General features: G+C 73.6%; 19 protein-coding genes. 5 read left to right on the top strand and 14 right to left on the bottom strand.

Features of this window, described 5'->3' with window-relative positions; genetic code table 11:
* The first annotated feature begins 44 nt into the window (after positions 1–44).
* Entirely contained in the window at positions 45–2,153 is a 2,109-nt protein-coding gene (glgB, locus tag BJ971_RS13875; protein ID WP_184998841.1) for a 1,4-alpha-glucan branching protein GlgB, read from the top strand.
* A 104-nt stretch (positions 2,154–2,257) separates the two neighbouring features.
* Positions 2,258–2,674 carry a VOC family protein gene (locus BJ971_RS13870; protein WP_184993170.1) on the top strand — a complete coding sequence of 139 codons (417 nt, stop codon included), beginning with the start codon at positions 2,258–2,260 and terminating at the stop codon, positions 2,672–2,674.
* Between the two features lie 12 nt (positions 2,675–2,686).
* On the opposite strand, the gene BJ971_RS13865 is transcribed toward BJ971_RS13870, so the two are convergent.
* The gene (locus BJ971_RS13865) at positions 2,687–3,235 is read right to left on the bottom strand and encodes a GNAT family N-acetyltransferase (RefSeq protein ID WP_184993169.1); all 549 of its coding nucleotides are present in this window, start codon (positions 3,233–3,235) and stop codon (positions 2,687–2,689) included.
* Positions 3,236–3,284: 49 nt separating this feature from the next.
* The gene (locus BJ971_RS13860) at positions 3,285–4,004 is read right to left on the bottom strand and encodes a PP2C family protein-serine/threonine phosphatase (protein WP_184993168.1); all 720 of its coding nucleotides are present in this window, start codon (positions 4,002–4,004) and stop codon (positions 3,285–3,287) included.
* A 76-nt stretch (positions 4,005–4,080) separates the two neighbouring features.
* On the opposite strand from BJ971_RS13860, the gene BJ971_RS13855 reads away from it, so the two are divergent.
* The gene (locus tag BJ971_RS13855; protein ID WP_239087819.1) at positions 4,081–5,049 is read left to right on the top strand and encodes a helix-turn-helix transcriptional regulator; all 969 of its coding nucleotides are present in this window, start codon (positions 4,081–4,083) and stop codon (positions 5,047–5,049) included.
* Here the strand turns inward: BJ971_RS13855 and BJ971_RS13850 are convergent.
* On the bottom strand, positions 5,027–6,076 hold the full coding sequence (locus tag BJ971_RS13850; protein WP_184993166.1) for a zinc-binding dehydrogenase: 1,050 nt from the start codon (positions 6,074–6,076) through the stop codon (positions 5,027–5,029). The two genes, BJ971_RS13855 and BJ971_RS13850, sit on opposite strands and share 23 nt — an antisense overlap.
* 97 nt (positions 6,077–6,173) lie before the next feature.
* Here BJ971_RS13850 and BJ971_RS13845 point away from each other — a divergent pair, with 97 nt between their 5' ends.
* On the top strand, positions 6,174–8,606 hold the full coding sequence (locus BJ971_RS13845) for a Tex family protein (RefSeq protein ID WP_239087818.1): 2,433 nt from the start codon (positions 6,174–6,176) through the stop codon (positions 8,604–8,606).
* A 44-nt stretch (positions 8,607–8,650) separates the two neighbouring features.
* Here BJ971_RS13845 and BJ971_RS13840 read toward each other — a convergent pair whose 3' ends face one another.
* Positions 8,651–10,405 carry a serine/threonine protein kinase gene (locus tag BJ971_RS13840; protein ID WP_184993164.1) on the bottom strand — a complete coding sequence of 585 codons (1,755 nt, stop codon included), beginning with the start codon at positions 10,403–10,405 and terminating at the stop codon, positions 8,651–8,653.
* Between the two features lie 205 nt (positions 10,406–10,610).
* Between BJ971_RS13840 and BJ971_RS13835 the strand changes: the two genes are divergently transcribed.
* Complete coding sequence (locus BJ971_RS13835) at positions 10,611–11,564, top strand: LysR family transcriptional regulator (protein WP_184993163.1); 954 nt, start codon at positions 10,611–10,613, stop codon at positions 11,562–11,564.
* Here BJ971_RS13835 and BJ971_RS13830 read toward each other — a convergent pair.
* The 10 genes from BJ971_RS13830 to BJ971_RS13785 form a co-directional block, all read right to left on the bottom strand.
* Entirely contained in the window at positions 11,515–12,759 is a 1,245-nt protein-coding gene (locus tag BJ971_RS13830) for a vWA domain-containing protein (RefSeq protein WP_239087817.1), read from the bottom strand. The two genes, BJ971_RS13835 and BJ971_RS13830, sit on opposite strands and share 50 nt — an antisense overlap.
* The gene (locus BJ971_RS13825) at positions 12,746–13,510 is read right to left on the bottom strand and encodes an SRPBCC family protein (RefSeq protein ID WP_184993162.1); all 765 of its coding nucleotides are present in this window, start codon (positions 13,508–13,510) and stop codon (positions 12,746–12,748) included. The genes BJ971_RS13830 and BJ971_RS13825 overlap by 14 nt, the downstream gene beginning before the upstream one ends.
* Positions 13,507–14,397, bottom strand: coding sequence for an AAA family ATPase (locus tag BJ971_RS13820; protein WP_239087816.1), 891 nt, complete (start codon positions 14,395–14,397; stop codon positions 13,507–13,509). Before BJ971_RS13820 ends, BJ971_RS13825 begins: the two co-directional genes overlap by 4 nt.
* Positions 14,387–14,968, bottom strand: coding sequence for a nucleotidyltransferase family protein (locus BJ971_RS13815; protein ID WP_239087815.1), 582 nt, complete (start codon positions 14,966–14,968; stop codon positions 14,387–14,389). The genes BJ971_RS13820 and BJ971_RS13815 overlap by 11 nt, the downstream gene beginning before the upstream one ends.
* 18 nt (positions 14,969–14,986) lie before the next feature.
* Positions 14,987–15,841, bottom strand: a complete 855-nt coding sequence (locus BJ971_RS13810; protein ID WP_184993160.1) for an XdhC family protein — start codon at positions 15,839–15,841, stop codon at positions 14,987–14,989.
* A 15-nt stretch (positions 15,842–15,856) separates the two neighbouring features.
* Positions 15,857–18,253 carry an aerobic carbon-monoxide dehydrogenase large subunit gene (locus BJ971_RS13805; protein ID WP_184993159.1) on the bottom strand — a complete coding sequence of 799 codons (2,397 nt, stop codon included), beginning with the start codon at positions 18,251–18,253 and terminating at the stop codon, positions 15,857–15,859.
* A complete protein-coding gene (locus BJ971_RS13800) occupies positions 18,250–18,732 on the bottom strand; it encodes a (2Fe-2S)-binding protein (RefSeq protein WP_184993157.1) in 483 nt (160 codons plus the stop codon). Before BJ971_RS13800 ends, BJ971_RS13805 begins: the two co-directional genes overlap by 4 nt.
* 2 nt (positions 18,733–18,734) lie before the next feature.
* Positions 18,735–19,613 (bottom strand): FAD binding domain-containing protein, encoded by an 879-nt coding sequence (locus BJ971_RS13795; protein WP_184993155.1) that lies wholly within the window; start codon positions 19,611–19,613, stop codon positions 18,735–18,737.
* An 83-nt stretch (positions 19,614–19,696) separates the two neighbouring features.
* Positions 19,697–21,427 carry a serine/threonine-protein kinase gene (locus BJ971_RS13790; RefSeq protein WP_239087814.1) on the bottom strand — a complete coding sequence of 577 codons (1,731 nt, stop codon included), beginning with the start codon at positions 21,425–21,427 and terminating at the stop codon, positions 19,697–19,699.
* Positions 21,428–21,431: 4 nt separating this feature from the next.
* A complete protein-coding gene (locus BJ971_RS13785) occupies positions 21,432–22,292 on the bottom strand; it encodes a cytochrome c biogenesis CcdA family protein (protein WP_184993153.1) in 861 nt (286 codons plus the stop codon).
* Position 22,293 lies beyond the last annotated feature (1 nt).

The raw sequence follows: 22,293 nt of genomic DNA, 5'->3' as shown, positions 1-22,293 counted from the left end.
GGCAGAGCACCCCGCCACCCCGCGTGGCCGGCGACCAGCGCGCGATGGACGCGGTGATGTCCGGCGACACGCACGACCCGCACGGGCTGCTGGGCGCGCACCCCTCCGGCGGGCACACGGTCATCCGCACCATGCGCAAGGGCGCCAAGGAGGTGTCCGTCGTCGCCGGCGGCGAGCGGACGGCGATGGCGCAGGTGCACCCCGACGGCATCTTCGCCGTCGAGCTGCCCGGCACGGTGCTCGACTACGAGCTCGACGTCGACGGCACGGTCTGCGACGACCCCTACCGGCACCTGCCGACCCTCGGCGAGCTCGACCTGCACCTGATCGGCGAGGGCCGGCACGAGAAGCTGTGGAAGGTGCTGGGCGCGCAGCCCAAGGGCGACGGCGTCGGCTTCGCCGTCTGGGCGCCCGGCGCCCGCGGCGTGCAGCTCATCGGCGACGTCGCCGGCTGGGGCCCGTACGACGGCTGGCCGATGCGCTCGCTCGGCAGCAGCGGCGTCTGGGAGATCTACGTACCGGGCGCGTCGTCCGGCACCAAGTACAAATTCAAGATCCTCGGCCGGGACGGGGTCTGGCGCGAGAAGGCCGACCCCCTCGCGCAGCACACCGAGGTGCCGCCGCGCACGGCGTCGGTCGTCTACGAGTCCTCGTACGAGTGGCAGGACGCCGGCTGGATGGCCGAGCGCGCGGAACGGCAGTGGCACCAGGAGCCGATGAGCGCGTACGAGGTGCACCTCGGCTCGTGGCGACCGGGCCTGACCTACACCGAGCTCGCCGAGCAGCTTGTCGACTACGTGGTCGAGACCGGCTTCACGCACGTCGAGCTGATGCCGGTGATGGAGCACCCGTTCGGCGGCTCGTGGGGCTACCAGGTCACCGGCTACTTCGCGCCGACGTCCCGGTTCGGCTCGCCCGACGAGTTCCGTTACCTGGTCGACAAGCTGCACCAGGCCGGCATCGGCGTCATCCTCGACTGGGTGCCCGCGCACTTCCCCAAGGACGAGTGGGCCCTGGCCCGCTTCGACGGCACCCCGCTCTACGAGCACGGCGACTGGCGCCGCGGCGAGCACCCCGACTGGGGCACCTACGTCTTCGACTACGGCCGGCGCGAGGTCCGCAACTTCCTGGTCGCCAACGCCCTCTACTGGTGCGAGGAGTTCCACGCCGACGGGCTGCGCGTCGACGCGGTCGCGTCGATGCTCTACCTGGACTACTCCCGCAAGGACGGCGAGTGGACCCCCAACCAGTACGGCGGCCGGGAGAACCTCGACGCGATCAGCTTCCTCCAGGAGATGAACGCGACGGTCTACCGCAACTACCCGGGCGTGGTGACCATCGCCGAGGAGTCGACGGCCTGGCCGGGCGTCACCCGGCCGACCCACCTCGGCGGCCTGGGCTTCGGTTTCAAGTGGAACATGGGCTGGATGAACGACACCCTGACCTACATGGGTAAGGAGCCCATTCACCGGCAGTGGCACCACCACCAGATGACCTTCGCCACCGTGTACGCCTGGAGCGAGAACTACATCCTGCCGATCAGCCACGACGAGGTGGTGCACGGCAAGGGCTCGCTCACCGGCAAGATGCCCGGCGACCTGTGGCAGAAGCTGGCCAACACCCGCGCGCTGCTGGGTTTCATGTGGGCGTTCACCGGCAAGCAGCTCCTCTTCATGGGCGCCGAACTCGGCGACGAGCGGGAGTGGAGCGAGGAGCGCGGTCTGGACTGGGGCCTGCTGTCGGACGGCGGCCACGGCGGCGGCATCCACCGGCTGGTCCAGGACCTGAACCGGGAGTACCGCCGGACACCGGCGATCTGGTCGCAGGACACGACGCCGAACGGCTTCCGCTGGATCACCAGTGAGGACTCCCAGCACAACACGTTCTCGTTCCTGCGCTTCGCGCCGGACGGCGCCACATTGGCCTGCGTTGTCAACTTCGCCGCGATACCGCACGACGGCTACCGCATCGGCCTGCCCACCGCCGGCGTCTGGCGCGAGGTGGTCAACACCGACAGCACCCTGTACGGCGGCTCCGGCGTCGGCAACCTCGGCGAGGTGCACGCGGAGGCGCTGCCGTGGCACGGGCTCCCCGCGTCGGCCTCGCTGCGGGTGCCGCCGCTGGCCGCCGTCTGGCTGCGCTTCGACGGGTAGGTGGTATCTACCGGGCGGCTTATCCACAGGCGGGTGAGCCGCGCCGTCCAGAGGTCTATCGTCCTAGGGGTGTCTTGCTGCTGATCTCGGCAAAGGAGCCGGTCATGGCCATTCGACTGAACCCCTACATCTCCTTCCTCGGCGGCGATGCCCGCGCCGCGATGGAGTTCTACCACTCCGTCTTCGGCGGGACGCTCACCATCAACACCTTCGGTGAATACGGCGCACCCGACCCCTCGCTGGCCGACAAGGTCATGCACGGCATGCTCGAGGCCGAGGGCGGGCTCACGCTGATGGCCGCCGACTCGCCGCCCGGCATGGAGCACACGGCCGGCAACAACATCTCCGTCAGCCTCAGCGGGGACGACGCCGACACGCTGCGCGATTGGTGGGCGAAGCTCTCCGAGGGCGGCACGGTGAGCGTGCCGCTGGAGAAGCAGATGTGGGGCGACGAGTTCGGCTCCTGCCGCGACCGCTTCGGCATCGAATGGATGGTCAACATCGGCGCGCCCCGGCCCTGACCCCGCGGGCGCTCAGGACGCGGCGGCCGGTCCGAGATATTCCGTCCGCAGCAGGCCGTAGATCAGGTCATCCGTCCATTCGTCCTTGGTCCAGGTGTGCCGGCGCAGCAGGCCCTCGCGGGTGAAGCCCAGGCGCTCCAGCACCCGGGCCGACGCCACGTTGCGGGCGTCGCACTCCGCCGAGACCTTGTGCAGGCCGCGCACCCGGAAGAGGTGGTCGAGCACGGCCCGGACCGCCTCGGTGGCGTAGCCGTGCCCCTGCCGCCGCGGTGCGAGGGTGTAGCCGATCTCGGCCTGCATGAGGTTGTCGTTCAGGTTCACCCCGACGTCGCCGATGTGCTCGCGACCGTCCTTGAGCTCGATCGCGTACTGGAACCAGCCGGGCTGCTCCGGATCGGCCGCGGCCATCGTCTCGATCGCGTAGCGGGCACGCTCCAGCGGGTACGGCGCCCGCCACGACTGGTAGACCGCCACCTCCGGCGCCGACCGGTACGCCGCGAGGGTCTCCGCGTCGCCCGCGCGGAAGCGGCGCAGCACCAGCCGCTCGGTCGTGATCAGCACAGGTCCGAGCCTAGGGCCTGCGTCCCCGGCCGTCGCGGCGTGGCCGGGCTCAGCCCTCTTCGATGTCCGCGACGATCACGGAGACGTTGTCCGGGGCGCCGGCCTCCAGCGTCCGGGCGATCAGCTCGGCCGCGCACACCTGCCGATCCGGGTACGAGCGCAGGGTCGTGGCGATCACCTCGTCCTCGACGTAGTCGCTCAGGCCGTCGCTGCACAGCAGGAAACGGTCGCCGACCCGTACCGGCACCATCCGACCGGCCGGGCGGAACGGCCCGCCCTGCACCGCCTGGGTCACCAGCGCCCGCTGCGGGTGCCGCCGGGCGTCGGACGGCGTCAGCACGCCCTGATCCACCAGCGCCTGCACGTACGTGTCGTCGCGGGTGAGCTGCGTCATCTCCCCGTCGCGGCTCAGGTAGCAGCGCGAGTCACCGACGTTGAGCGCCGCCAGCCGGTCGCCCGACAGCAGCAGCGTGGTGACCGTCGTGCCCATGCCGTCGCGGGTGTCGTCGTCCGCGACGGCGGCCTCGATCCGCCCGTTCGCCGTGTCCAGGGCCGCGATCAGGTCCTGTAGCGGCTCGCCGGTGTCCGGCAGGGCGTCTACGTCGGCCAGGGTGCGGACCAGGATGTCGCTGGCCAGTTCACCGGCCGGCAGCCCGCCCATGCCGTCGGCGACCACCAGCAGCCGGGCGCCCACGAAGACGGCGTCCTCGTTGTTCGACCTGACCAGGCCCTGGTCGGAGGCGGCCACCGCACGAAGCACGACACTCATGTCACAAGACTGCCAAAGGGCTGAGGCGGTGTCTGTAGTACGTAGTACGTAGTGTTGAGAGGTGATGCCGGTACCGATGGTGGGACGAGCGGGCGCGCTGGATGAGCTCCGGGGCGCCTGGGAGCGCGTGGACGCGCGCCGCAGGTGCGTTCCCGCCGTGGTCACCGGCCTGCCCGGCACCGGCAAGAGCACCCTGGTCGCGGCCGCTTTGCAGGTCACGACCCCGCAGGTGGTGCTCTCCGGCTCGGCGCGGCTGCACTCGCCCGCGCCCTACGACTGGCTGGCGGCGGTGCTGGCCGGGCTCGGCCCCCGCCCCGACCTGCCCGTGCCGCCGGACGCGCTGGCCTGGCTGGCGCAGGACCCCGATGTCCCCCGGGAGCGTTACACGCCCGACGCGCTGCTGCGGCTCGCCGTCGCCACGGTGCGGACGCTCGTGGCCGGCCGTCCGGCCGTACTCGTGGTGGAGGATCTCCACGCGCTCGACCCGGCCAGCCTGAACCTGATCGGCGAGCTGGCCGGCGCGGAGCTGCCGGCCCTGCTGCTGGTGACCAGCCGGCCGCCGGACGCGGCGGTCTCCCCGCTGCTCACGGCCCGGGTTCTCGCCCGCCTGTCGGGGGCGCCCGGCGCCGTGCGCCAGCACCTGGGTGCCCTGACCGCCGGGCAGGTGGCCCAGATCCTCGAACACGTGTACGAGGACAGCCGCCCGCCGGCCGACGTCGCCGAGGCGGTGTGGCGCCGCACCGGCGGCAACCCCTACCGGCTGACCGAGCTGCTCGCGATGGCGGGCGGACCGGAGGCGCTCGCCGACGCCACGCTGCCGACCTACCTCCAGGAGCAGCCGGACCTGACCGCCCGCGAGCGGGAGGTGATCGGCTGCCTGGCCGAGGGCATGTCCAACAAGCAGATCGCCCGGGCGCTGGGCATCTCGGTGCGCACGGTCACCGTGCACGTCTCCAACCTGCTGCGCAAGACCGGGGCGGTCTCCCGCACCGAGGCGGCGCTGTGGGCGGTTCAGCGCGACCTCAGGGCCACAGCAGCGTCTTGATCGACCGGCGCTCGTCCATCGCGGCGTACGCCTGCGCGACCTCCTCCATGGGCAGGTGCAGGTCGAAGACGGCGCTGGCGTCCAGCGTGCCGGCGAGCACGTCGGCAAGCAGCTCCGGCAGGTAGGGCCGGACCGGCGCGACGCCGCCGGCCACCGCGATGTTGTCGTCGAACATCTTCTGGATCGGGAGCTCGGCGCCGCCCAGCGGCACGCCGACGTAGCCGACGGTGCCGCCCGGGCGCACCGAGGCCACCGCCTGCGCCATCGACTGCTTGTTGCCCACGCACTCGAGCACCGCGTCCGCGCCCTCGCCGGCGAGCAGGTCGTGCAGGGCCGCGGCGCCCTCGTCGCCGCGGGCCGCGATGATGTCGGTCGCGCCGAAGCGGGTGGCGACCTCCTGCCGGTCGGCGTGCGACGAGAAGGCGATCACCCGCTCCGCGCCGAGCCGGACGGAGGCGAGCACCGCGCACAGGCCGACGGCGCCGTCGCCGACGACCGCCACCGTGCGGCCGGGGCCGGCGCCACCGGACACGGCGGCGTGGTGGCCGGTGACCAGCACGTCGGAGAGGGCGAGCAGGGCGGGTATCTGGCCGGTGTCGGGCAGGCCCGGTGTCGCGACGAGCGTGCCGTCGGCGAGCGGCACCCGCACGTACCGGCCCTGCCCGCCGTCGAGGACCCGGCCGTCGCGGTCCCGGCCGCCGTACCACTGGAGCTGTGCGCACGACGTGGTGACGCCCCGCCGGCAGTGCGCGCAGGTGCCGTCGCTGATCGAGAACGGCGAGATGACGAAGTCGCCGGCGTTCAGCGTGCTCACCGCGGCGCCGGTCTCCTCGACCACGCCGACGAACTCGTGGCCGATCGGGTGCGGGTCGGCGGGCGGCCGTGCGCCCCGGTACGTCCACAGGTCCGAGCCGCAGACGCAGGCCGCGACGACCCGGACGACGGCGTCCGTCGGCAGCTGGATCGCCGGATCGGGGCGCTCCTCCCAGCGGACGTCCCGGGTGCCGTACCACATGGCAGCATGCATGAGGCCGACCCTACCCGCGCCCGGCCGGGGTGATCGTCAACCGCTGTTTCGTGGGGCGGCGCGACAAGTGTCGGACCTCTGGCGCACAATCGTCGGCGTGACGACCACCATCCATCAGCGCATTGCCCAGGAGCTCGGGGTCCGCGAGGGCCAGGTGACGGCCGCGGTCGACCTGCTGGACGGCGGCGCCACGGTGCCGTTCATCGCCCGTTACCGCAAGGAGGTCACCGGCACCCTCGACGACCAGCAGCTGCGCACGCTCGAGGAGCGGCTCGGCTACCTGCGTGAGCTCGAGGACCGCCGCGCCGCCGTGCTCGAGTCGATCCGCTCGCAGGGCAAGCTCGACGACGCCCTCGAGGCGCAGATCCTCGGCGCCGAGTCCAAGGCCCGCCTCGAGGACATCTACCTGCCGTTCAAGCCCAAGCGCCGCACCCGGGCGCAGATCGCGCGCGAGGCCGGCCTGGAGCCCCTCGCCGACCTGCTGGTCGCCGACGCGACCCGGGACCCCAAGGCGGAGGCGGCGGCCTACGTGGACGCCGACAAGGGCGTCGCGGACGTGGCGGCCGCCCTCGACGGCGCCCGGGCGATCCTCGTCGAGCGCTTCGCCGAGGACCCCGACCTCATCGGTGAGCTGCGCGAGCGCATGTGGACCAAGGGCCGGCTGATCGCCAAGGTGCGCGACGGCAAGCAGACCGACGGCGCCAAGTTCGCCGACTACTTCGACTTCGCCGAGCCGTTCACCAAGCTGCCCTCGCACCGCATCCTCGCCATGTTCCGCGGTGAGAAGGAGGACGTCCTCGACCTGACCATGGAGCCGGAGGAGGGCGCCGAGGACGGCGCGCCGTCGTCCTTCGAGGCGTCGGTGGCCGGCCGGTTCGCCATCTCCGACCACGGCCGCGCCGGCGACCGGTGGCTGCTCGACACGGTCCGCTGGGCGTGGCGCACCCGGATCCTGATCCACCTCGGCGCCGACCTGCGGGTCCGGCTCTGGCAGGCGGCCGAGGAGGAGGCCGTGCGGGTCTTCGCCGCCAACCTGCGCGACCTGCTGCTCGCCGCGCCGGCCGGCACCCGGGCGACCATGGGGCTCGACCCCGGTTTCCGCACCGGCGTCAAGGTCGCGGTCGTCGACGGGACCGGCAAGTGCGTCGCGACCTCGACGATCTACCCGCACGTGCCGCAGAACAAGTGGGACCAGTCGCTGCACACCCTGGCCACCCTCGCCCGGGAGCACAACGTCGACCTGGTCGCGATCGGCAACGGCACCGCTTCGCGGGAGACCGACCGGCTGGCGGCCGACCTGATCAAGCTGCACCCCGGCCTCGGGCTGACCAAGGTCATGGTCTCCGAGGCGGGCGCGTCGGTCTACTCGGCCTCGGCGTACGCGTCGCAGGAGCTGCCCGGCATGGACGTCTCGCTGCGCGGCGCGGTCTCCATCGCCCGCCGCCTCCAGGACCCCCTGGCCGAGCTGGTGAAGATCGACCCGCGCTCGATCGGCGTCGGGCAGTACCAGCACGACCTGTCCGAGATGAAGCTCTCCAAGTCGCTCGACGCGGTGGTCGAGGACTGCGTCAACGCGGTCGGCGTCGACGTCAACACGGCGTCCGCTCCCCTGCTGACCCGGGTCTCCGGCATCGGCGCGGGCCTGGCGGAGAACATCGTGCTGCACCGCGACGCCAACGGCCCGTTCCGGAACCGCTCGGAGATCAAGAAGGTCGCCCGGCTCGGCCCCAAGGCGTTCGAGCAGTGCGCCGGCTTCCTGCGCATCCCCGGTGGCGACGACCCGCTGGACGCCTCCAGCGTGCACCCCGAGTCCTACCCGGTGGTCCGCACGATCCTGGCGGCGGCCGGCGGCGACCTCAAGACGGTGATCGGCAACAGCCCACTGCTGCGCGCCCTGCGCCCGGAGGAGTTCGTCACCGGCACCGTCGGCCTGCCGACCGTCACCGACATCCTGCGCGAGCTGGAGAAGCCGGGGCGCGACCCGCGGCCGGCGTTCACCACGGCCACGTTCGCCGAGGGCGTCGAGAAGATCGCCGATCTGCGGCCGGGCATGATCCTGGAGGGCGTGGTCACCAACGTGGCGGCGTTCGGCGCGTTCGTCGACGTCGGCGTCCACCAGGACGGCCTGGTGCACGTGTCGGCGCTGTCGAACACGTTCGTCAAGGATCCCCGCGAGGTGGTGAAGTCCGGCGACGTCGTCAAGGTTCGGGTCGTCGAGGTCGACGAGGCCCGCAAGCGGATCTCGCTGACGATGCGGCTCGAGGACAAGCCGGAGCAGCGCGGCCCGCGCGAGCCGCGCGAGCCACGCCAGGGCGGCGGCCAGCGCTCCGGCGGCCAGGGCGGCGGCCAGCAACGGCAGGGCGGCGGCCAGCCTCGCCAGGGTGGCGGCCAGCGGCAGCCCCGCCAGGGCGGCGGCCAAGCCGGCGGGCAGCGCTCCGGCGGCGGCCGCGGGCAGGGCCCGGCGGGCGGCGACTTCAACGGCGGCGCGATGGCCGACGCGCTACGGCGCGCGGGTCTGACGAAGGACTGACGAAGGATTGAGCGGTTCGAGGCCGGGCCCGGGTGGGCCCGGCCTCAGCGGCTGATCGGCCAGACCTTGATGTCGTTGAAGGCGACCGAGTACGGCCCCTGGACCGGCGCGTTGCGCTCGGTGTAGATGCCGAGCACCACCCGGCCGCCGGCGATGTCCGGGTCCTGCACCGGCACGCTGCCCACCAGCTCGCCGTCGCGCAGCACCTCGAGCGTCTCGCCGACGATGCTGACCGTGATCCGGGTCGGCGGTGCGCCGACGCCGATCGCGTTGTCGTCCAGCGGGAAGGTCTTGTAGACCTTCATCTCGTTCGACTTGTGCGTGCCGACGTAGACGTTGTGCTCGCAAACCCGGACCTGATAGCCGCGGTAGCCACTGAAGCGCATCCAGATCGAGCCGCAGCTGTCCGGCGTCAGCAGGCGGAGTTCGACCTCGGCCTGCAGGTCGTCGGGCTCGGCGTCCTCCGGCCCGCGGCAGCGGAAGACCCCGCGGGTCTCGCGGCGCACGACGAGGCCGCCGTCGAACGAGCAGCTCGCACCCTCGCCGGCGTCCGACGACGGCTGCCACAGCCGCTGTTGCAGCAGCGGGTCCTCCAGCAGCGCGTTCACCACCGGTTCGACCTCGGCCGTCGGGCTGGTCGTGACCGTGGTGCCGGGCTCGCCGTCGCGCGGCAGGTACGTCGCCGCCAGGCCGGCGACGGCGAGGAGCGCGACCACCAGGAGGCCGACGGCGGCCGGCAGCACCCACGGGCGGCGCGGCGTGGGGTCGTGGCTGAACGGGGTCGTCGGACCGGCCGGCGAGCTCGGCACCGGCTGGGTGACGATCGAGTTCTCGTCGTAGCCGACCAGGTTCGACGCCGCCGCGGCCGCGGTCAGCTGGCGGGCCGGGTGGTAGCCGGTGACCGCCTGCGCCTCCTCGGCGGCGATCCGCAGCCCGGGCTGGTGGTCCAGGGCGGCGCCGGCGGCGGCCGGCCGCTGCGGCCCGGTGATCAGCAGATCGAGCAGCTCGCGGGCGCTGGGCCGGTTGGCCGGGTCCTTCTCCAGCGCGTGCCCGATGAGGTCGCGCAGCGGGCCGGACAGGCCGGACAGGTCCGGCGGCTGGGTGAGGATCCGGGCCGCGGTGGCGGGCGGCGAGTCCGCGCTGAACGGGGTGCGCCCGGTGCCCGCGTACGCGACGACGCCGCCCCAGGCGAAGACGTCCGCGGCCGGGGTGAGCGGGGTGTCCGAGCCGAACCGCTCGGGCGCCATGTAGGCGACCGTCCCGACCATCTGATCGGTGCGGGTGTGCGCGCTCGTCGCCTCCATCGCCCGGGCGATGCCGAAGTCGATGACCTTCGGGCTGCCCGGCGCGAGCAGCACGTTGCGCGGCTTCAGGTCGCGGTGGATGATCCCGGCGCCGTGGATCGCCGTCAGCGCGGTGGCCACCCCGATCGCGACGCTGTGCAGGTTGGAGGCGGTGAGCGGGCCGCGCCCCTCGACGACCTCGGCGAGGCTCGGGCCGTCCACGTACTCGACGACCAGGTAGGGCTGCTCGTGGTCGGGGTCGGCGTCGAGCACCTCGGCGGTGCAGAACGGCGGCACCTCGCGGACCCGGTTGACCTCGCTGCGGAACCGGCGCCGGAACTCGTCGTCCGGCGCCAGGTCGGCGCGGACCATCTTGACGGCGACCAGCACACCGGCGGCGCTGCGGGCCAGGTAGACCGTGCCCATGCCGCCCTCACCGAGGCGGCCGAGCAGCTCGTAAGAACCGAGCTTACGAGGGTCGAGTGGGCGCAGCGGGCTGGTCCGCTCGTCCGACATGCCGCTACTCCTACGCCCCCGGCGGCTTGATGCCGTCCGCTTGCCCCCGACAGAAAGGTCACCCTATCGGGCGCTGTCACTACCTGCGAAGACCCGTCCGCCCAATGCCGCCTAACCGACACTGTTTCCTGCCCTTGTGCGGATCGATCGGGGGGCACGGCCGGGGGCCGAGGGGGGTTAGATTTACCGGCATGAGAGCGCGCGCATGACGCCCACGCAGTTGCGGGCGTACTCGGCCGTCGTGCGACTCGGGTCCGTCAAGCAGGCCGCCGCCCAGCTCGAGGTCTCCGAGTCGGCGGTCTCGCTGCACATCGGCCAGCTCCGCCGCGAGCTGGGCGACCAGCTCTTCTCCCGGACCGCGGCGGGCCTTGCCTTCACACCGGGCGGGCTGCGCCTGGCGAGCCGCGCCGCGGAGCTGCTCGGGCTGCAGGACCGCACCGTCCTCGAGGTCAGCGCGGCCGGTCGCGGGCGCCGGCTGCTGCGGGTGGCGTCGTCGAGCCTGTTCGCCGAGCACGCGGCGCCCGGCCTGATCGAGCTGTTCGCCAAGCGGGCGGCGGATCTCGACGTGGAGCTCAGCGTGCGCGACCCGGAACAGTTCGACACGCTGCTGCTGACCCGCACTGTCGACATCGCGATCGGCCCGCAGCCGGCGGTGGTCGACCCGGCACTGACCTGCCGTCCGGTGATGAACCACCGGATCGTGCTTGTCGTCGGTCCGTCGCACCCGCTGGCCGGGTTGCCGGCCGGACCGCAGCGGCTGCGGGAGCAGATCTGGCTGATGGGCCCGTCGGCGACGGGCACGGGCGCGGTGCCGGCGCTGCTGCGCCGGCTGGGCGTGCCGGAGGACCGCCAGCGGATCTTCCAGAGCCACGCGGCGGCGCTGGAGGAGGCGAAGCGCGGCAAGGGCGTCGCGGCCGGCCTGTCGTTCACGGTGGCGCAGGACGTGGCGCGCGGGCACCTGGTGCAGCTGACCGGGTCGCAGGTGGCGTTCGACGCGGTCTGGCACTCGCTGATGCTCACCGAGCAGGGCGGCCCGACGGCCGCGGCGGAGCTGAGCCGGTTCGCGGCGACGCCCCGCGCGATCCAGGCCATGATGCGCGGCGCGGGCGTCACCGTCGGTCACTTCCGGCCGTCGATCCACGTGACCCTCTGGAGCTGACCGGACCGCGCCGGCCGGCCGGCACCTTCGCGCTGTCGGCGATCTGCTCCGCGACCCGGTCCAGGTCGCGGAACGTGCCGGCGGGCAGCAGCCGGTCGCAGAACGGCAGCGCGGCCGCCATCGAGCCGACCCGCGGCGCGAACCCGGGCGCGCCGGCGCGCGGATTCATCCAGATGATCCGGTACGCGCGCCGCCGCAGCCGCGCCAGCACCGCCGCGAGCTCCGCCGGCGGATCGCTGTCCCAGCCGTCCGAGCCGATGACCACGACCGCGCCCCGCACGGCGTTGCCGTGATGCGAGGCCAGCAGCGAGCGCAGATTCGTGGCGATCCGGGTGCCGCCGAACCGGTCGGTCACCAGCTCGCCGGCCCGGGCGACGGCGGCCGTCGCCGACGCGTGCCGCAGCACCGCCGTCAGCCGGGTCAGCGTCGTCGCGAAGGCGAAGACCTCCGCGTCCGCCACGGCCGCGAAGGCGCGCATCAGGTGCAGGTAGGCGGCGGCCTGCGCCTGCATGGACTGGCTGACGTCGCAGAGCAGCACCACCCGGCGCGGGCGGCGCACCGGCCGGGACCGCACCAGGACGACCGGCTCCCAGCCCGTGCGCCGGGCCCGGGTCAGCGTCGGGCGCAGCGCGATCCGCCGCCCCGCCGCGCCGGTCCGCTGCCGCCGCGTCCGCCGGGTGGGCCAGTCGGCGGCGCGCAGCCGCTCGCCCAGCGCCGCCACCTGCGCGGCGTCCAGCTCCTCGAAGGGGCGGCCGGCGAGCCCGGCGAGCGCGCTCGGCCGCCGCTCGGGCGTGCCGCGCTCCCCCGCGGGCCCGTCGGCGTCCGCGACCACCGGCGGCAGCGTCGCCCACGGCAGCCCGCCGGGGTCGGACGCGCCCTCCGCGGCCGGCAGGGACACGAACGACTCGCCGCCTCCCGCGGGCCCCCGGCGCTCGGCGACGGCCGGCGCGTCGTCGAAGACGCCGTTGAACACCCGCTCGAACGCGGCCAGGTCGGCCTGGCGCCGGACCAGGCTGACCCGCGCGGTCCAGTAGAGCCGGTCGCGCGACAGCGGCGGGCAGGCGCCGAGTGCCCGCACGAAGTCGTCCACATCGGTCAGGCCGCAGGGCACGCCGGCGCGGCGCAGCCGCCCGGCGAGGCCGACCGCGAACGCGGCCCGGTCGACGCCGCGCAGGAAGACCTCAGCGCCGGACAACGACCCAGACGATCACGGCGGCGACCGCCGCGACCCCGACGCCGATCGGAATCAGCCGCTTGTAGACGGACCCGCCGGCCAGCCCGAGCAGATCGAGGGCCTCGTCGTCCGGCTGCGGACCGAACCCCGAGGACTTGCGCGGGAGCACCGGCTCCACGTCGGCGGAGTCCGGGGCGCCGACGGGCGCCTCTTCGAGAGACGAGGCGCCGGCGGGCGCCACTTCAAGAGGCGCCTCCTCCGCGGGCGGCACGGCCTGCGCCGGGGCGGCCTCCGGCGGGGCGGCCTCCGGCGGGGCGGCCTCCGTGCCGTCGGCGGCGAGCTTCGCCTCGAGATTCTGGACGAACTGGTTCAGCAGCTTCCCCGAGACCTCCTTGATCATGCCGCTGCCGAACTGGGCCAGCTTTCCCGAGATCTTCAGGTCCGTGTCCACGCTGACCAGCGTTCGGTCGCCGTCCGGCCGCAGCTGCGCCGTCACCACCGCCGCGGCGTTGCCGGCCGAGCGGGCGTCGCGGCCCTTGGCGTCGATCACCGCGCGGTGTGCCTGCTCGTCCTTCTCCAGGAAGCGGGCCGTGCCCGCGAAGTCCGACACCACCGGGCCGACCTTGACCTTCACCCGCCCGGTGTAGGTGTCGCCCTCGACCCCGGTGAGCCGGGCGCCGGGCAGACACGGCGCGATGCCCTCGAGGTCGGTCAGCACCGCCCAGGCCCGGTCGATCGGGGTGTTCACCGCGAACTCGTTGGTGATCTTCATGGTTGCCTTTCCTGTGGTGCCGCCGGAAGGGCGGCCGTGATCAGATCACGGTCGTCGGGGGTCTTCGCGATGGCACCGAGGGTGCGGATCACGTGGTCCGGAACGAGTTCGGTGACGCCCAGCGCCGACAGCGCGGCGACCCAGTCGATGGTCTCGGCCATGCCGGGCGCCTTGTCCAGCTCCAGCCCGCGGACGTGCGCGATGAACGCCGTCGCCGCGGTGATCAGCGCGGCGTCCGCGCCGGGCACCGTGCGGCGCACGATCTCCACGGCCCGGCCGGCCGACGGGTAGTCGATCCAGTGGTAGAGGCAGCGGCGGCGCAGGGCGTCGTGCAGCTCGCGGCTGCGGTTGGAGGTCAGCACCACGATCGGCGGCCGTACCGCGGTGAAGGTGCCCAGCTCGGGAACGGTGATCGCGGCCTCGCCGAGGAACTCGAACAGCAGCGCCTCGAACTCGTCGTCGGCCCGGTCGATCTCGTCGATCAGCAGCACCGGCGGCACCGGGCCCGGATGCCGCACGGCGCGCAGGATCGGCCGCTCCAGCAGGAACTCCGCGGTGAACAGGTCGGCCTCGCCGAGCTTCTCCGCGCGCGCCTCGGCGAGCCGGATGGCCAGCAGCTGCCGCTGGTGGTTCCACTCGTACAGCGCCTCGGGTACGCCGAGCCCCTCGTAGCACTGGAGCCGGATCAGCGTCGTGTCGAGCGCGCGGGCGAGCGCCTTGGCCGCGGCGGTCTTGCCGACACCCGGCTCACCCTCGAGCAGCAGCGGCCGCCCGAGCCGCAGCGCCAGGAACAACGCCATGGCCAGCCCGTCGTCGACCAGGTAGTCGACCGCGTCGAGGCGGCGCCGCACCTCCTCCGGCGACACGCCGGGGCGATCAGCCCACAAGGCGGTCTCCGGCCAGCAGCCGCTCGTAGTCCTCGCGGGTGTCGACGTCGATCGGCACCGGCCCCGGCACCGCGACCTCGACCACCGGGTACTCGCCGGCGTGCAGCAGCTTCCACACCGCCTTGTCGCCGTGCAGGCCCGCCAGCGCGGCGAACACCGCGCGCCCGAACCAGAACGGATGGCCCAGGCCGTCGTCGTACCGGCAGACGCCGAGCGGGCCGTCGCCGGCGGCGGCGAGCAGCGCGGCCACCGAGGACGCCCGCACGCCCGGCTGGTCGCCGAGCAGCAGCACGAGGCCGTCCGCCCGCGGATCGAGCGCGCCGACCGCGGTGCTCACCGAGGCGCCGCAGCCGGTGCCGTCCGCCGGCACGTCGACGGTGGTGAACCCGCTCAGGTCGACCCGCGAGCGCACCGCGGCCGACCAGGCGCCGAGCGTGACGAGCCGCTGGTCGAACGGGCAGGCCCGGACGGTGTCCAGCGCCGCGTCCAGCAGGGTCCGGCCGCGGTACGGCAGCAGCTGCTTGGCCTCGCCCAGCCCGAGCCGCACCGAGTTGCCCGCGGCGAGGACCACGCCCGACACGTACACGGCTCAGGCCCGCGCGAGGAAGGCGTCGCGGCACCCCGTACCGCAGAAGTAGTTGCCGTCCGCCGAGATGGCGTCCGGGCCGATCAGGACGGTCATCCCGCAGATCGGGTCCGTCGCCGCCGCCGGCGGCGTGGCCGCGGCGGCCGACGGCGCCAGGCCGTCGACCCGGATCGCCCGGACCACCTCGGCCATGATGGACAGGGCGATCTCCTGCGGGGTACGCGCGCCGATGTCGATGCCGGCCGGCGTGTGCACCCGCGATCGCTCGCCGGGCGTCAGGCCGAGCGCGTCGAGCACCGCCGCGCCGCGCGTGCGGCTCGCCACCAGGGCGATGAAGCCGACGCCGGCGTCCAGGGCCGCGCGGATCGCGTCCTCCTCGCCCCGGCCCAGCCCGGCCACCACGGCCGCGGTCGCGCCCGCGCAGGCGCCGTCGCGCGACACCTCGAAGTCGAGGAAGGCGGCCAGGGTGGCCAGCGCCTCGCCGATCGGGGTCTCGCCGGCCAGCCGCAGCACCGGCCGGGGCAGGACCGGACGCAGGAAGATCTCGATCGCGCCGCCGGAGTGGCACGGGTTGACCACGACCAGCGCGCCCGGTGTCTCCGGGAACTCCGCCCCGCCGTCCGGCAGCACCCGCAGCAGCAGGGTGCGCCCGTCCCGCAGGGTGTCCAGGGCGGCGGTGCGCACGGAGTTCTCCGCGCAGTGTCCGCCGACGAAGCCCTCGATGGAGCCGTCGTCGAGGACGACGGCGGCGTCGCCCGCGCGGGCCGAGGTCGGCTGCTGCGCGCGCACGACGGTGGCGTGCACGAACGGGCGCCGCTGCTGGGTCAGGGCCCGGGCGCGCTCGGCGATGTCGGTCATGTCGTCCCGCCCGGCTCAGATCGGGGGCCGCGGCGCGCCGCGCATCGCGTCCCAGACCCGGGACGGGGTGAGCGGCATGTCGGCATGGCGGACGCCGTATGGCGCGAGCGCGTCCACGACGGCGTTGACGATGGCCGGCGGCGAGCCGACGGTGGCGGACTCGCCGACGCCCTTGGCGCCGATCGGGTGGTGCGGCGACGGGGTGACGGTGAAGCCGGTCTCCCAGTCGGGCACCTCGAGCGCGGTGGGTATCAGGTAGTCCATCAGCGACGCGCCGAGGCAGTTGCCATCCTCGTCGAAGGCGATCATCTCCATCAGCGCCATGCCGACGCCGTCGGTGAGGCCGCCGTGCACCTGACCCTCGATGATCATCGGATTGATCCGGGTGCCGCAGTCGTCGACGGCGATGAACCGGCGCACCTTCACCTCGCAGGTGCCCGGGTCGATGTCGACCACGCAGATGTACGCGCCGTGCGGGTAGGTCAGGTTCGACGGGTTGTAGCAGATCTGCGCCTCAAGGCCGCCCTCGACCCCGTCAGGCAGGTCGCCGGCGCCGTGCGCGCGCATGGCGATGTCCTGGATCGTCACCGACTTGCCCGGGTCGCCCTTGACCTGGAATCTGCCCTTCTCCCAGTCCAGGTCGGCGACCGAGACCTCGAGCATCGCCGAGGCGATCAGCCGGGCCTTGTCGCGGACCTTGCGGGCGACGAGCGCGGCGGCCGCGCCCGAGACCGGGGTGGACCGGCTGCCGTAGGTGCCGAGCCCGAACGGCGTGTTGTCGGTGTCGCCGTGCACCACGTCGATGTCGGCGGGCGGGATGCCGATCTCCTCGGCGACGATCTGCGCGAACGTCGTCTCGTGACCCTGGCCCTGCGACTGCACGCTGAGCCGGACCACGGCCTTGCCGGTCGGGTGCACCCGCAGCTCGCAGCCGTCGGCCATGCCCAGTCCGAGGATGTCCATGTCCTTGCGCGGCCCGGCGCCGACGGCCTCGGTGAAGAACGCGATGCCGATGCCCATCAGCTCGCCGTTGGCCCGCTTCGCCTCCTGCTCCTTGCGCAGCTCGGCGTACCCGGCCAGGTCCATCGCCAGGCGCATTGTCGGCTCGTAGTCGCCGGAGTCGTACACCCAGCCGGTCTTCGTCGTGTACGGGAACTGCTCGGGCCTGATGAAGTTCTTCAGGCGCAGCTCGGCCGGGTCCATCCCCAGCTCCGCGGCGAGGCAGTCGACGATCCGCTCGACCAGGTACACGGCCTCGGTGATCCGGAACGAGCACGCGTACGCGACCCCGCCGGGCGCCTTGTTGGTGTATACCGCCGTCATCGAGCAGTAGGCGGCCTCGATGTCGTAGCTGCCGGTGAAGACGCCGAAGAAGCCGGCCGGGTACTTGACCGGCGCGGCCGTACCGTTGAAGGCGCCGTGATCGGCGAGCACGTCCGTGCGGATGCCGAGGATCCGGCCGTCGCGGGTCGCCGCGATCTCGCCGCGCATGATGTAGTCGCGGGCGAAGCCCGTGCTGATCAGGTTCTCCGAGCGGTCCTCCATCCACTTCACCGGCTTGCCGGTGACGATCGAGGCGACGATGGCGCAGACGTAGCCGGGGTAGATCGGCACCTTGTTGCCGAAGCCGCCGCCGAGGTCCGGCGAGATCACCTGGATCTTGTGCTCGGGCAGGCCGGCGACGATCGCGTACAGGGTGCGGTGCGCGTGCGGCGCCTGGGTGGTCGACCAGAGCTTGAGCCGGCCCTCGACCGCGTCGAAGTCGGCGACCGCGCCGCACGTCTCCATCGGCGCCGGGTGCACGCGCGGATAGACGATGTCCTGCCGCACCACCACGTCCGCCGCCGCGAAGACCGCCTCGGTGGCGTCCTTGTCGCCGGTCTCCCAGTCGAAGCAGTGGTTGTTCGTCTTGCCGTCGAGGTCGTCGCGGATCACCGGCGCGTCCGGCGCGAGCGCGCGCCGCGCGTCGATGACCGGCTCGAGCACGTCGTACTCGACGTCGATCAGCTCGAGGGCGTCCCGGGCGGTGTAGCGGTCCTCGGCGACGACGAACGCGACCTCCTGGCCCTGGAAGCGGACCTTGTCGGTGGCGAGCACCGCCTGCACGTCGCCGGAGAGCGTCGGCATCCAGGCCAGTCCCTGCGCGGCCAGGTCGGCGCCGGTGACGACGGCCCGAACCCGGGGCAGCGCGGCGGCGGCGCTGGTGTCGATGCCGACGATCCGCGCGTGCGCGAACGGCGAGCGCAGGATGGCCAGGTGCAGCATGCCGGGAAGCTGGATGTCGTCGGTGAAACGGCCACGCCCGCGCACCAGGCGCGGGTCCTCCTTGCGCAGCATCCGCCCGTGCCCGACGGGCTTCTGGTCGTTGTCCTCGAAGGTGGTGAGCCGCTCGGAGCCCTGTACGGCCGTCATGCCGTCACCTCTTCCGTGCCGGCCTCGTGCACCGAGGCCCAGCGCACCGAGCGGACGATCGTCGCGTAGCCGGTGCAGCGGCAGATCTGCCCGGAGATGGCCTCCCGGATCTCGGCCTCGGTCGGGTCCGGGTTGCGGTCGAGCAGCGCGCGGGCGGTCATCAGCATCCCGGGCGTGCAGAAACCACACTGGAGCCCGTGGCACTGGATGAAGCCCTCCTGCACCGGGTCCAGCTTGCCGTTCTTCGCCAGGCCCTCGACCGTGCGGACCTCGTGGCCGCCGGCCATCGCGGCGAGCACGGTGCACGACTTGACGGGCTCGCCGTCGAGCCACACCACGCAGGTGCCGCAGTTGCTGGTGTCGCAGCCCCAGTGGGTGCCGGTGAGGCCGAGGACGTCGCGCAGGAAGTGCACGAGCAGCAGCCGTCCCTCGATCTCCTCGGTGACTTCGACGTCGTTGACGGTCATCGAGACCTGCATGCTCAGCCTCTCTCGGCGATGCGCGCCACGGCGCGGCGCAGGGTACGGACGGTGAGCTCCTTGGCGAGGTGGCGCTTGTAGTCGGCGCTGCCGCGCTGGTCGGTGACCGGGTCGCAGCTCCGCGCCGCGATCTCGCCGGCCTCGGTGTACAACCCCTCCGACGGCGGGCTGCCGCGCAGCGCGGCGGAGATCTCCGGCAGGCCGGTGGTGTTCGGCCCGACGGCGGCGAGGCCGACGCGGGCGTCGGTGACCAGGCCGGCCTCGTCGAGCCACACCGCCGCGCCCGCGGACACCACGGCCCAGTCGCCGGCCCGGCGCTCCACCTTCGCGTACGCGCTGCCGCCGCGCGGGCGCAGCGGTATCCGGATCTCGACGAGGATCTCCCCGTCGGCGACCGCCGTCTCGTACGGGCCGCGGTGGAAGTCCTCCATGGTCACCGTCCGGGTCCCGCCCGGCCCGCGGATCACGCAGCTCGCGCCGAGCGTGGTGCAGACCGCGGAGAGGTCCTCGGAGGGGTCGGCCTGGCAGAGCGAGCCGCCGAGGGTGCCGCGGTTGCGCACGACCGGGTCGGCGATCACCCGCTCGGCGTCCCGGAAGATCGGCAGCGCCGCGGCCAGCGCGTCGGACTCGAGCAGCTCGCGATGGCGGGTCAGCGCGCCGATCCGGACCTGGTCCGCCTCGACGACGATGTGGCCGAGCTCGCCGTGCAGATCGTTGATGTCGATGAGGTATTCGAAGTTGGCCAGCCGGAGCTTCATCATGGGCAGCAGACTGTGTCCGCCGGCCACCAGCCGGGCGGTGTCGCCGTAGCGCTCCATGAGCCCGATGGCCTCGTCCACGGTGGTGGCCCGCGCGTATTCGAAGGGTGCCGGAACCTGCATGTCGCAGTATGGGCCGCGACCTGATCACGCTGTCAACGGCAACCTAAGCCAAAGCTTAATCCGTCCACATCGGTGGGTGCGGCTCAGAGCGAGCGGATGTCCACGTCCGAGAAGGACACCGCGTACGGCGGCCCGGCGCCGGCGGCCTCGGCGCTGAGCCCGAGCAGGACCTGGCCCTCGTCCGGCCCGCCCTCCGGCAGCGGCACCGCGCCCGCGAACTGCGCGCCGCGGAACACCTGTGCCTCGCCGTCGCGGATCACCAGGTGGATCCGGACCGGCTGGCGCAGCCCGATCCGGCGGTCGAGCGCGATCCGCCCGTACACCCGGCTGTCTTCCGGCAGGTCCGCGCCGACCGAGATCTCCCCCTGGCAGATCCGCAGCACCTGGCCGCCGGCCCGTGGGTCCCAGTGGAACCAGATCGCCGCGCAGGCGCCCGCGGATTGCAGCGCGGTGGTCACCTCGACCCCGAAGTCGTCGGCGATCTCCTCCTCCGGGCCGGCGCACTGGTGCGCGCCGGCGTCGACCCGGGCGACGCGCAGCACGCCCTGCACGGTGCAGTCGGCGTCCGCACCGGGTACCTCGCTGTCCTGCCACAGGCCGGGCCGGCTCAGCGCGTCCTGGATGATCGGCTCGCCGCCGTCCGGCTCCGCCGGCACCGGGCCGGCGCCCCTTGTGGGATCGGTCAGGTCGCCGGGTTCGGTCGCCGGCGGGTTGCGCGGGGCGGCGGCGCCGGTCTCCGGCGCCCCCGCGCCCGGCGCGCCGCCCACGTTGCGCGGCTCGCCCACCGGGGCGTACGCCTTCAGCACCAGGGCGACCGTGGCCAGCCCGGCGAGCACGAGCAGGACGGCGAGCACGGCCAGCGTCCGGTGGCCTCGCCTGCGGGCCGGCGGGGCCGGCGGGGCCGAGGTGACCGGCCGGGCCGGCTGCGTGCGCGGTGCCGCGGCGGGCGCCGCGAACCCCGTCGCGCGCCGGCGCTCGGGCTGCCGCTCGCCGAGCAGCAGATCCAACAGCTCGCGGGCCGTCGGCCGCTCCTCGGGATGCTTGGACAGCGACAGCTCGACCAGGCCGCGCAGCGGCTCGGGCAGCACGCCCAGGTGCGGCGGCTGGGTCAGGATCCGGGCGGCGGTCGCCGGCGGCGAGTCGCCGTGGAAGGGCGTCCGGCCGGTGCCGGCGTACGCGACGACGCAGCCCCAGGCGAACACGTCGGCGGCCGCGGTCAGCGGCGTGCCGGGCTCGGAGGAGAACCGCTCCGGCGCCATGTACGCGACAGTGCCGACCATCTGGTCCGTGCGGGTGTGCTGGCTGGTCGCCTCGAACGCCCGGGCGATGCCGAAATCGATGACCTTGGGGCTGCCGGGCGCGAGCAGCACGTTGCCGGGCTTGAGGTCACGGTGGATGACCCCGGCGCCGTGTATGCCGGTCAGCGCGGTGGCCACGCCGACCGCGAGCGAGTGCAGCGCGGCCGAGCGCAGCGGGCCGCTCTCCTCCACCACCTCGGCGAGGCTCGGCCCGTCGACGTACTCGACCACCAGGTACGGCGGGTTGTGGTCGAGGTCCGCGTCGAGCACCTCGGCCGTGCAGAACGACGGCACCTGCCGGGCCCGCTCGACCTCGCTGCGGAACCGCCCCCGGAACTCGGGGTCGCCGACCAGGGTGGCGTGCACGAGCTTGACCGCGACGAGCTCGTCGTCGCGGTCGGTGGCCAGGTAGACGACGCCCATGCCGCCGGAGCCGAGCCGGCCGATCACCCGGTACCCGCCCAGCCGCCCGGGATCGCCGCGGCGCAGCGGGCTCACGCGGGAGGCGGTGTCCACGTCCTCAGCCGCCCACCGGGGCGCGCCGGCGCCGCGACAGCAGGAGCGCCGCCAGCACCAGGGCGGCCAGCAGCAGCGCGAACCAGCCCGCGCCGACCCGGCCGACCGCGCCGCTGAGCTGGTGCTGGATGCCCGAGGCGAAGTTGACCACCGGATCCCGCCCGGACTGCCGCAGGTCACCGGCGAGCCGAAGCTCGTACCAGCCGTAGTAGGCCACGTACGCGCCGGCGACGACCAGGACCGCGCCCCCGACGCGGGGCACGGCGGCGGACGCCCGGCGCAGCCGGGAGACCGCGGAGACCCGGACCAGCGCGACGGCGAGCGCGGTCACGCCGATCACCAGCCCCATCCCGGCGGCGTAGCTGACGAACAGGGCGACGCCCTCGCCGATCGAGCCGGCCCGCAGGCTGGAGACGACGATCGCCAGGAACGGCCCGATCGCGCAGCCCAGCGACGCGAGCGCGTAGGCCATGCCGAAGAGGACCATCGACGCGGCCGAGCCGGTCAGCCGCGGCGCCCGCAGCGCCCGGGCCGGGTTCGGCAGCGAGCGGCCGGCGAGCAGCCAGCCGCCGAGCCCGAGCAGGCCCAGTCCGAAGACGACGGTCAGCCACGGCAGCCGCGGCAGCAGCCACCCGGTCAGCGGCGCCAGGACCAGCCCGAACGCGCCGAACACCGCGACGTACCCGGCGGTCAGCGCGGCGGTGCAGCGCAGCGCGCGGCCCACGGCCGCGACCGTCGACCGGGAGCCGTCGCTCTGATCACCGGCGACCAGCACCGACAGGTACGCGGGCAGCAGCGCGAAGCCGCACGGGTTGACGGCGCCGAGCATCCCGGCGGTGAGCGCGAGCAGCAGCGTGGCCCGCACC

The organism is Amorphoplanes digitatis, from assembly GCF_014205335.1.
GTDB classification, from domain to species: domain Bacteria; phylum Actinomycetota; class Actinomycetes; order Mycobacteriales; family Micromonosporaceae; genus Actinoplanes; species Actinoplanes digitatus.
The sequence above is the reverse complement of the archived record's forward strand: the minus strand, read 5'-3'. Positions and strand labels throughout refer to the sequence as shown.

Bases quoted from the DNA above. Each gene is read 5' to 3' on its own strand.
- glgB (WP_184998841.1), top strand. From the start codon at position 45: ATGGACGCGGTGATGTCCGGCGACACGCACGACCCGCACGGGCTGCTG.
- BJ971_RS13870 (WP_184993170.1), top strand. From the start codon at position 2,258: ATGGCCATTCGACTGAACCCCTACATCTCCTTCCTCGGCGGCGATGCC.
- BJ971_RS13860 (WP_184993168.1), bottom strand. From the start codon at position 4,004: ATGAGTGTCGTGCTTCGTGCGGTGGCCGCCTCCGACCAGGGCCTGGTC.
- BJ971_RS13855 (WP_239087819.1), top strand. From the start codon at position 4,081: ATGGTGGGACGAGCGGGCGCGCTGGATGAGCTCCGGGGCGCCTGGGAG.
- BJ971_RS13850 (WP_184993166.1), bottom strand. From the start codon at position 6,076: ATGCATGCTGCCATGTGGTACGGCACCCGGGACGTCCGCTGGGAGGAG.
- BJ971_RS13840 (WP_184993164.1), bottom strand. From the start codon at position 10,405: ATGTCGGACGAGCGGACCAGCCCGCTGCGCCCACTCGACCCTCGTAAG.
- BJ971_RS13835 (WP_184993163.1), top strand. From the start codon at position 10,611: ATGACGCCCACGCAGTTGCGGGCGTACTCGGCCGTCGTGCGACTCGGG.
- BJ971_RS13825 (WP_184993162.1), bottom strand. From the start codon at position 13,510: ATGAAGATCACCAACGAGTTCGCGGTGAACACCCCGATCGACCGGGCC.
- BJ971_RS13810 (WP_184993160.1), bottom strand. From the start codon at position 15,841: ATGACCGACATCGCCGAGCGCGCCCGGGCCCTGACCCAGCAGCGGCGC.
- BJ971_RS13805 (WP_184993159.1), bottom strand. From the start codon at position 18,253: ATGACGGCCGTACAGGGCTCCGAGCGGCTCACCACCTTCGAGGACAAC.
- BJ971_RS13800 (WP_184993157.1), bottom strand. From the start codon at position 18,732: ATGCAGGTCTCGATGACCGTCAACGACGTCGAAGTCACCGAGGAGATC.
- BJ971_RS13795 (WP_184993155.1), bottom strand. From the start codon at position 19,613: ATGCAGGTTCCGGCACCCTTCGAATACGCGCGGGCCACCACCGTGGAC.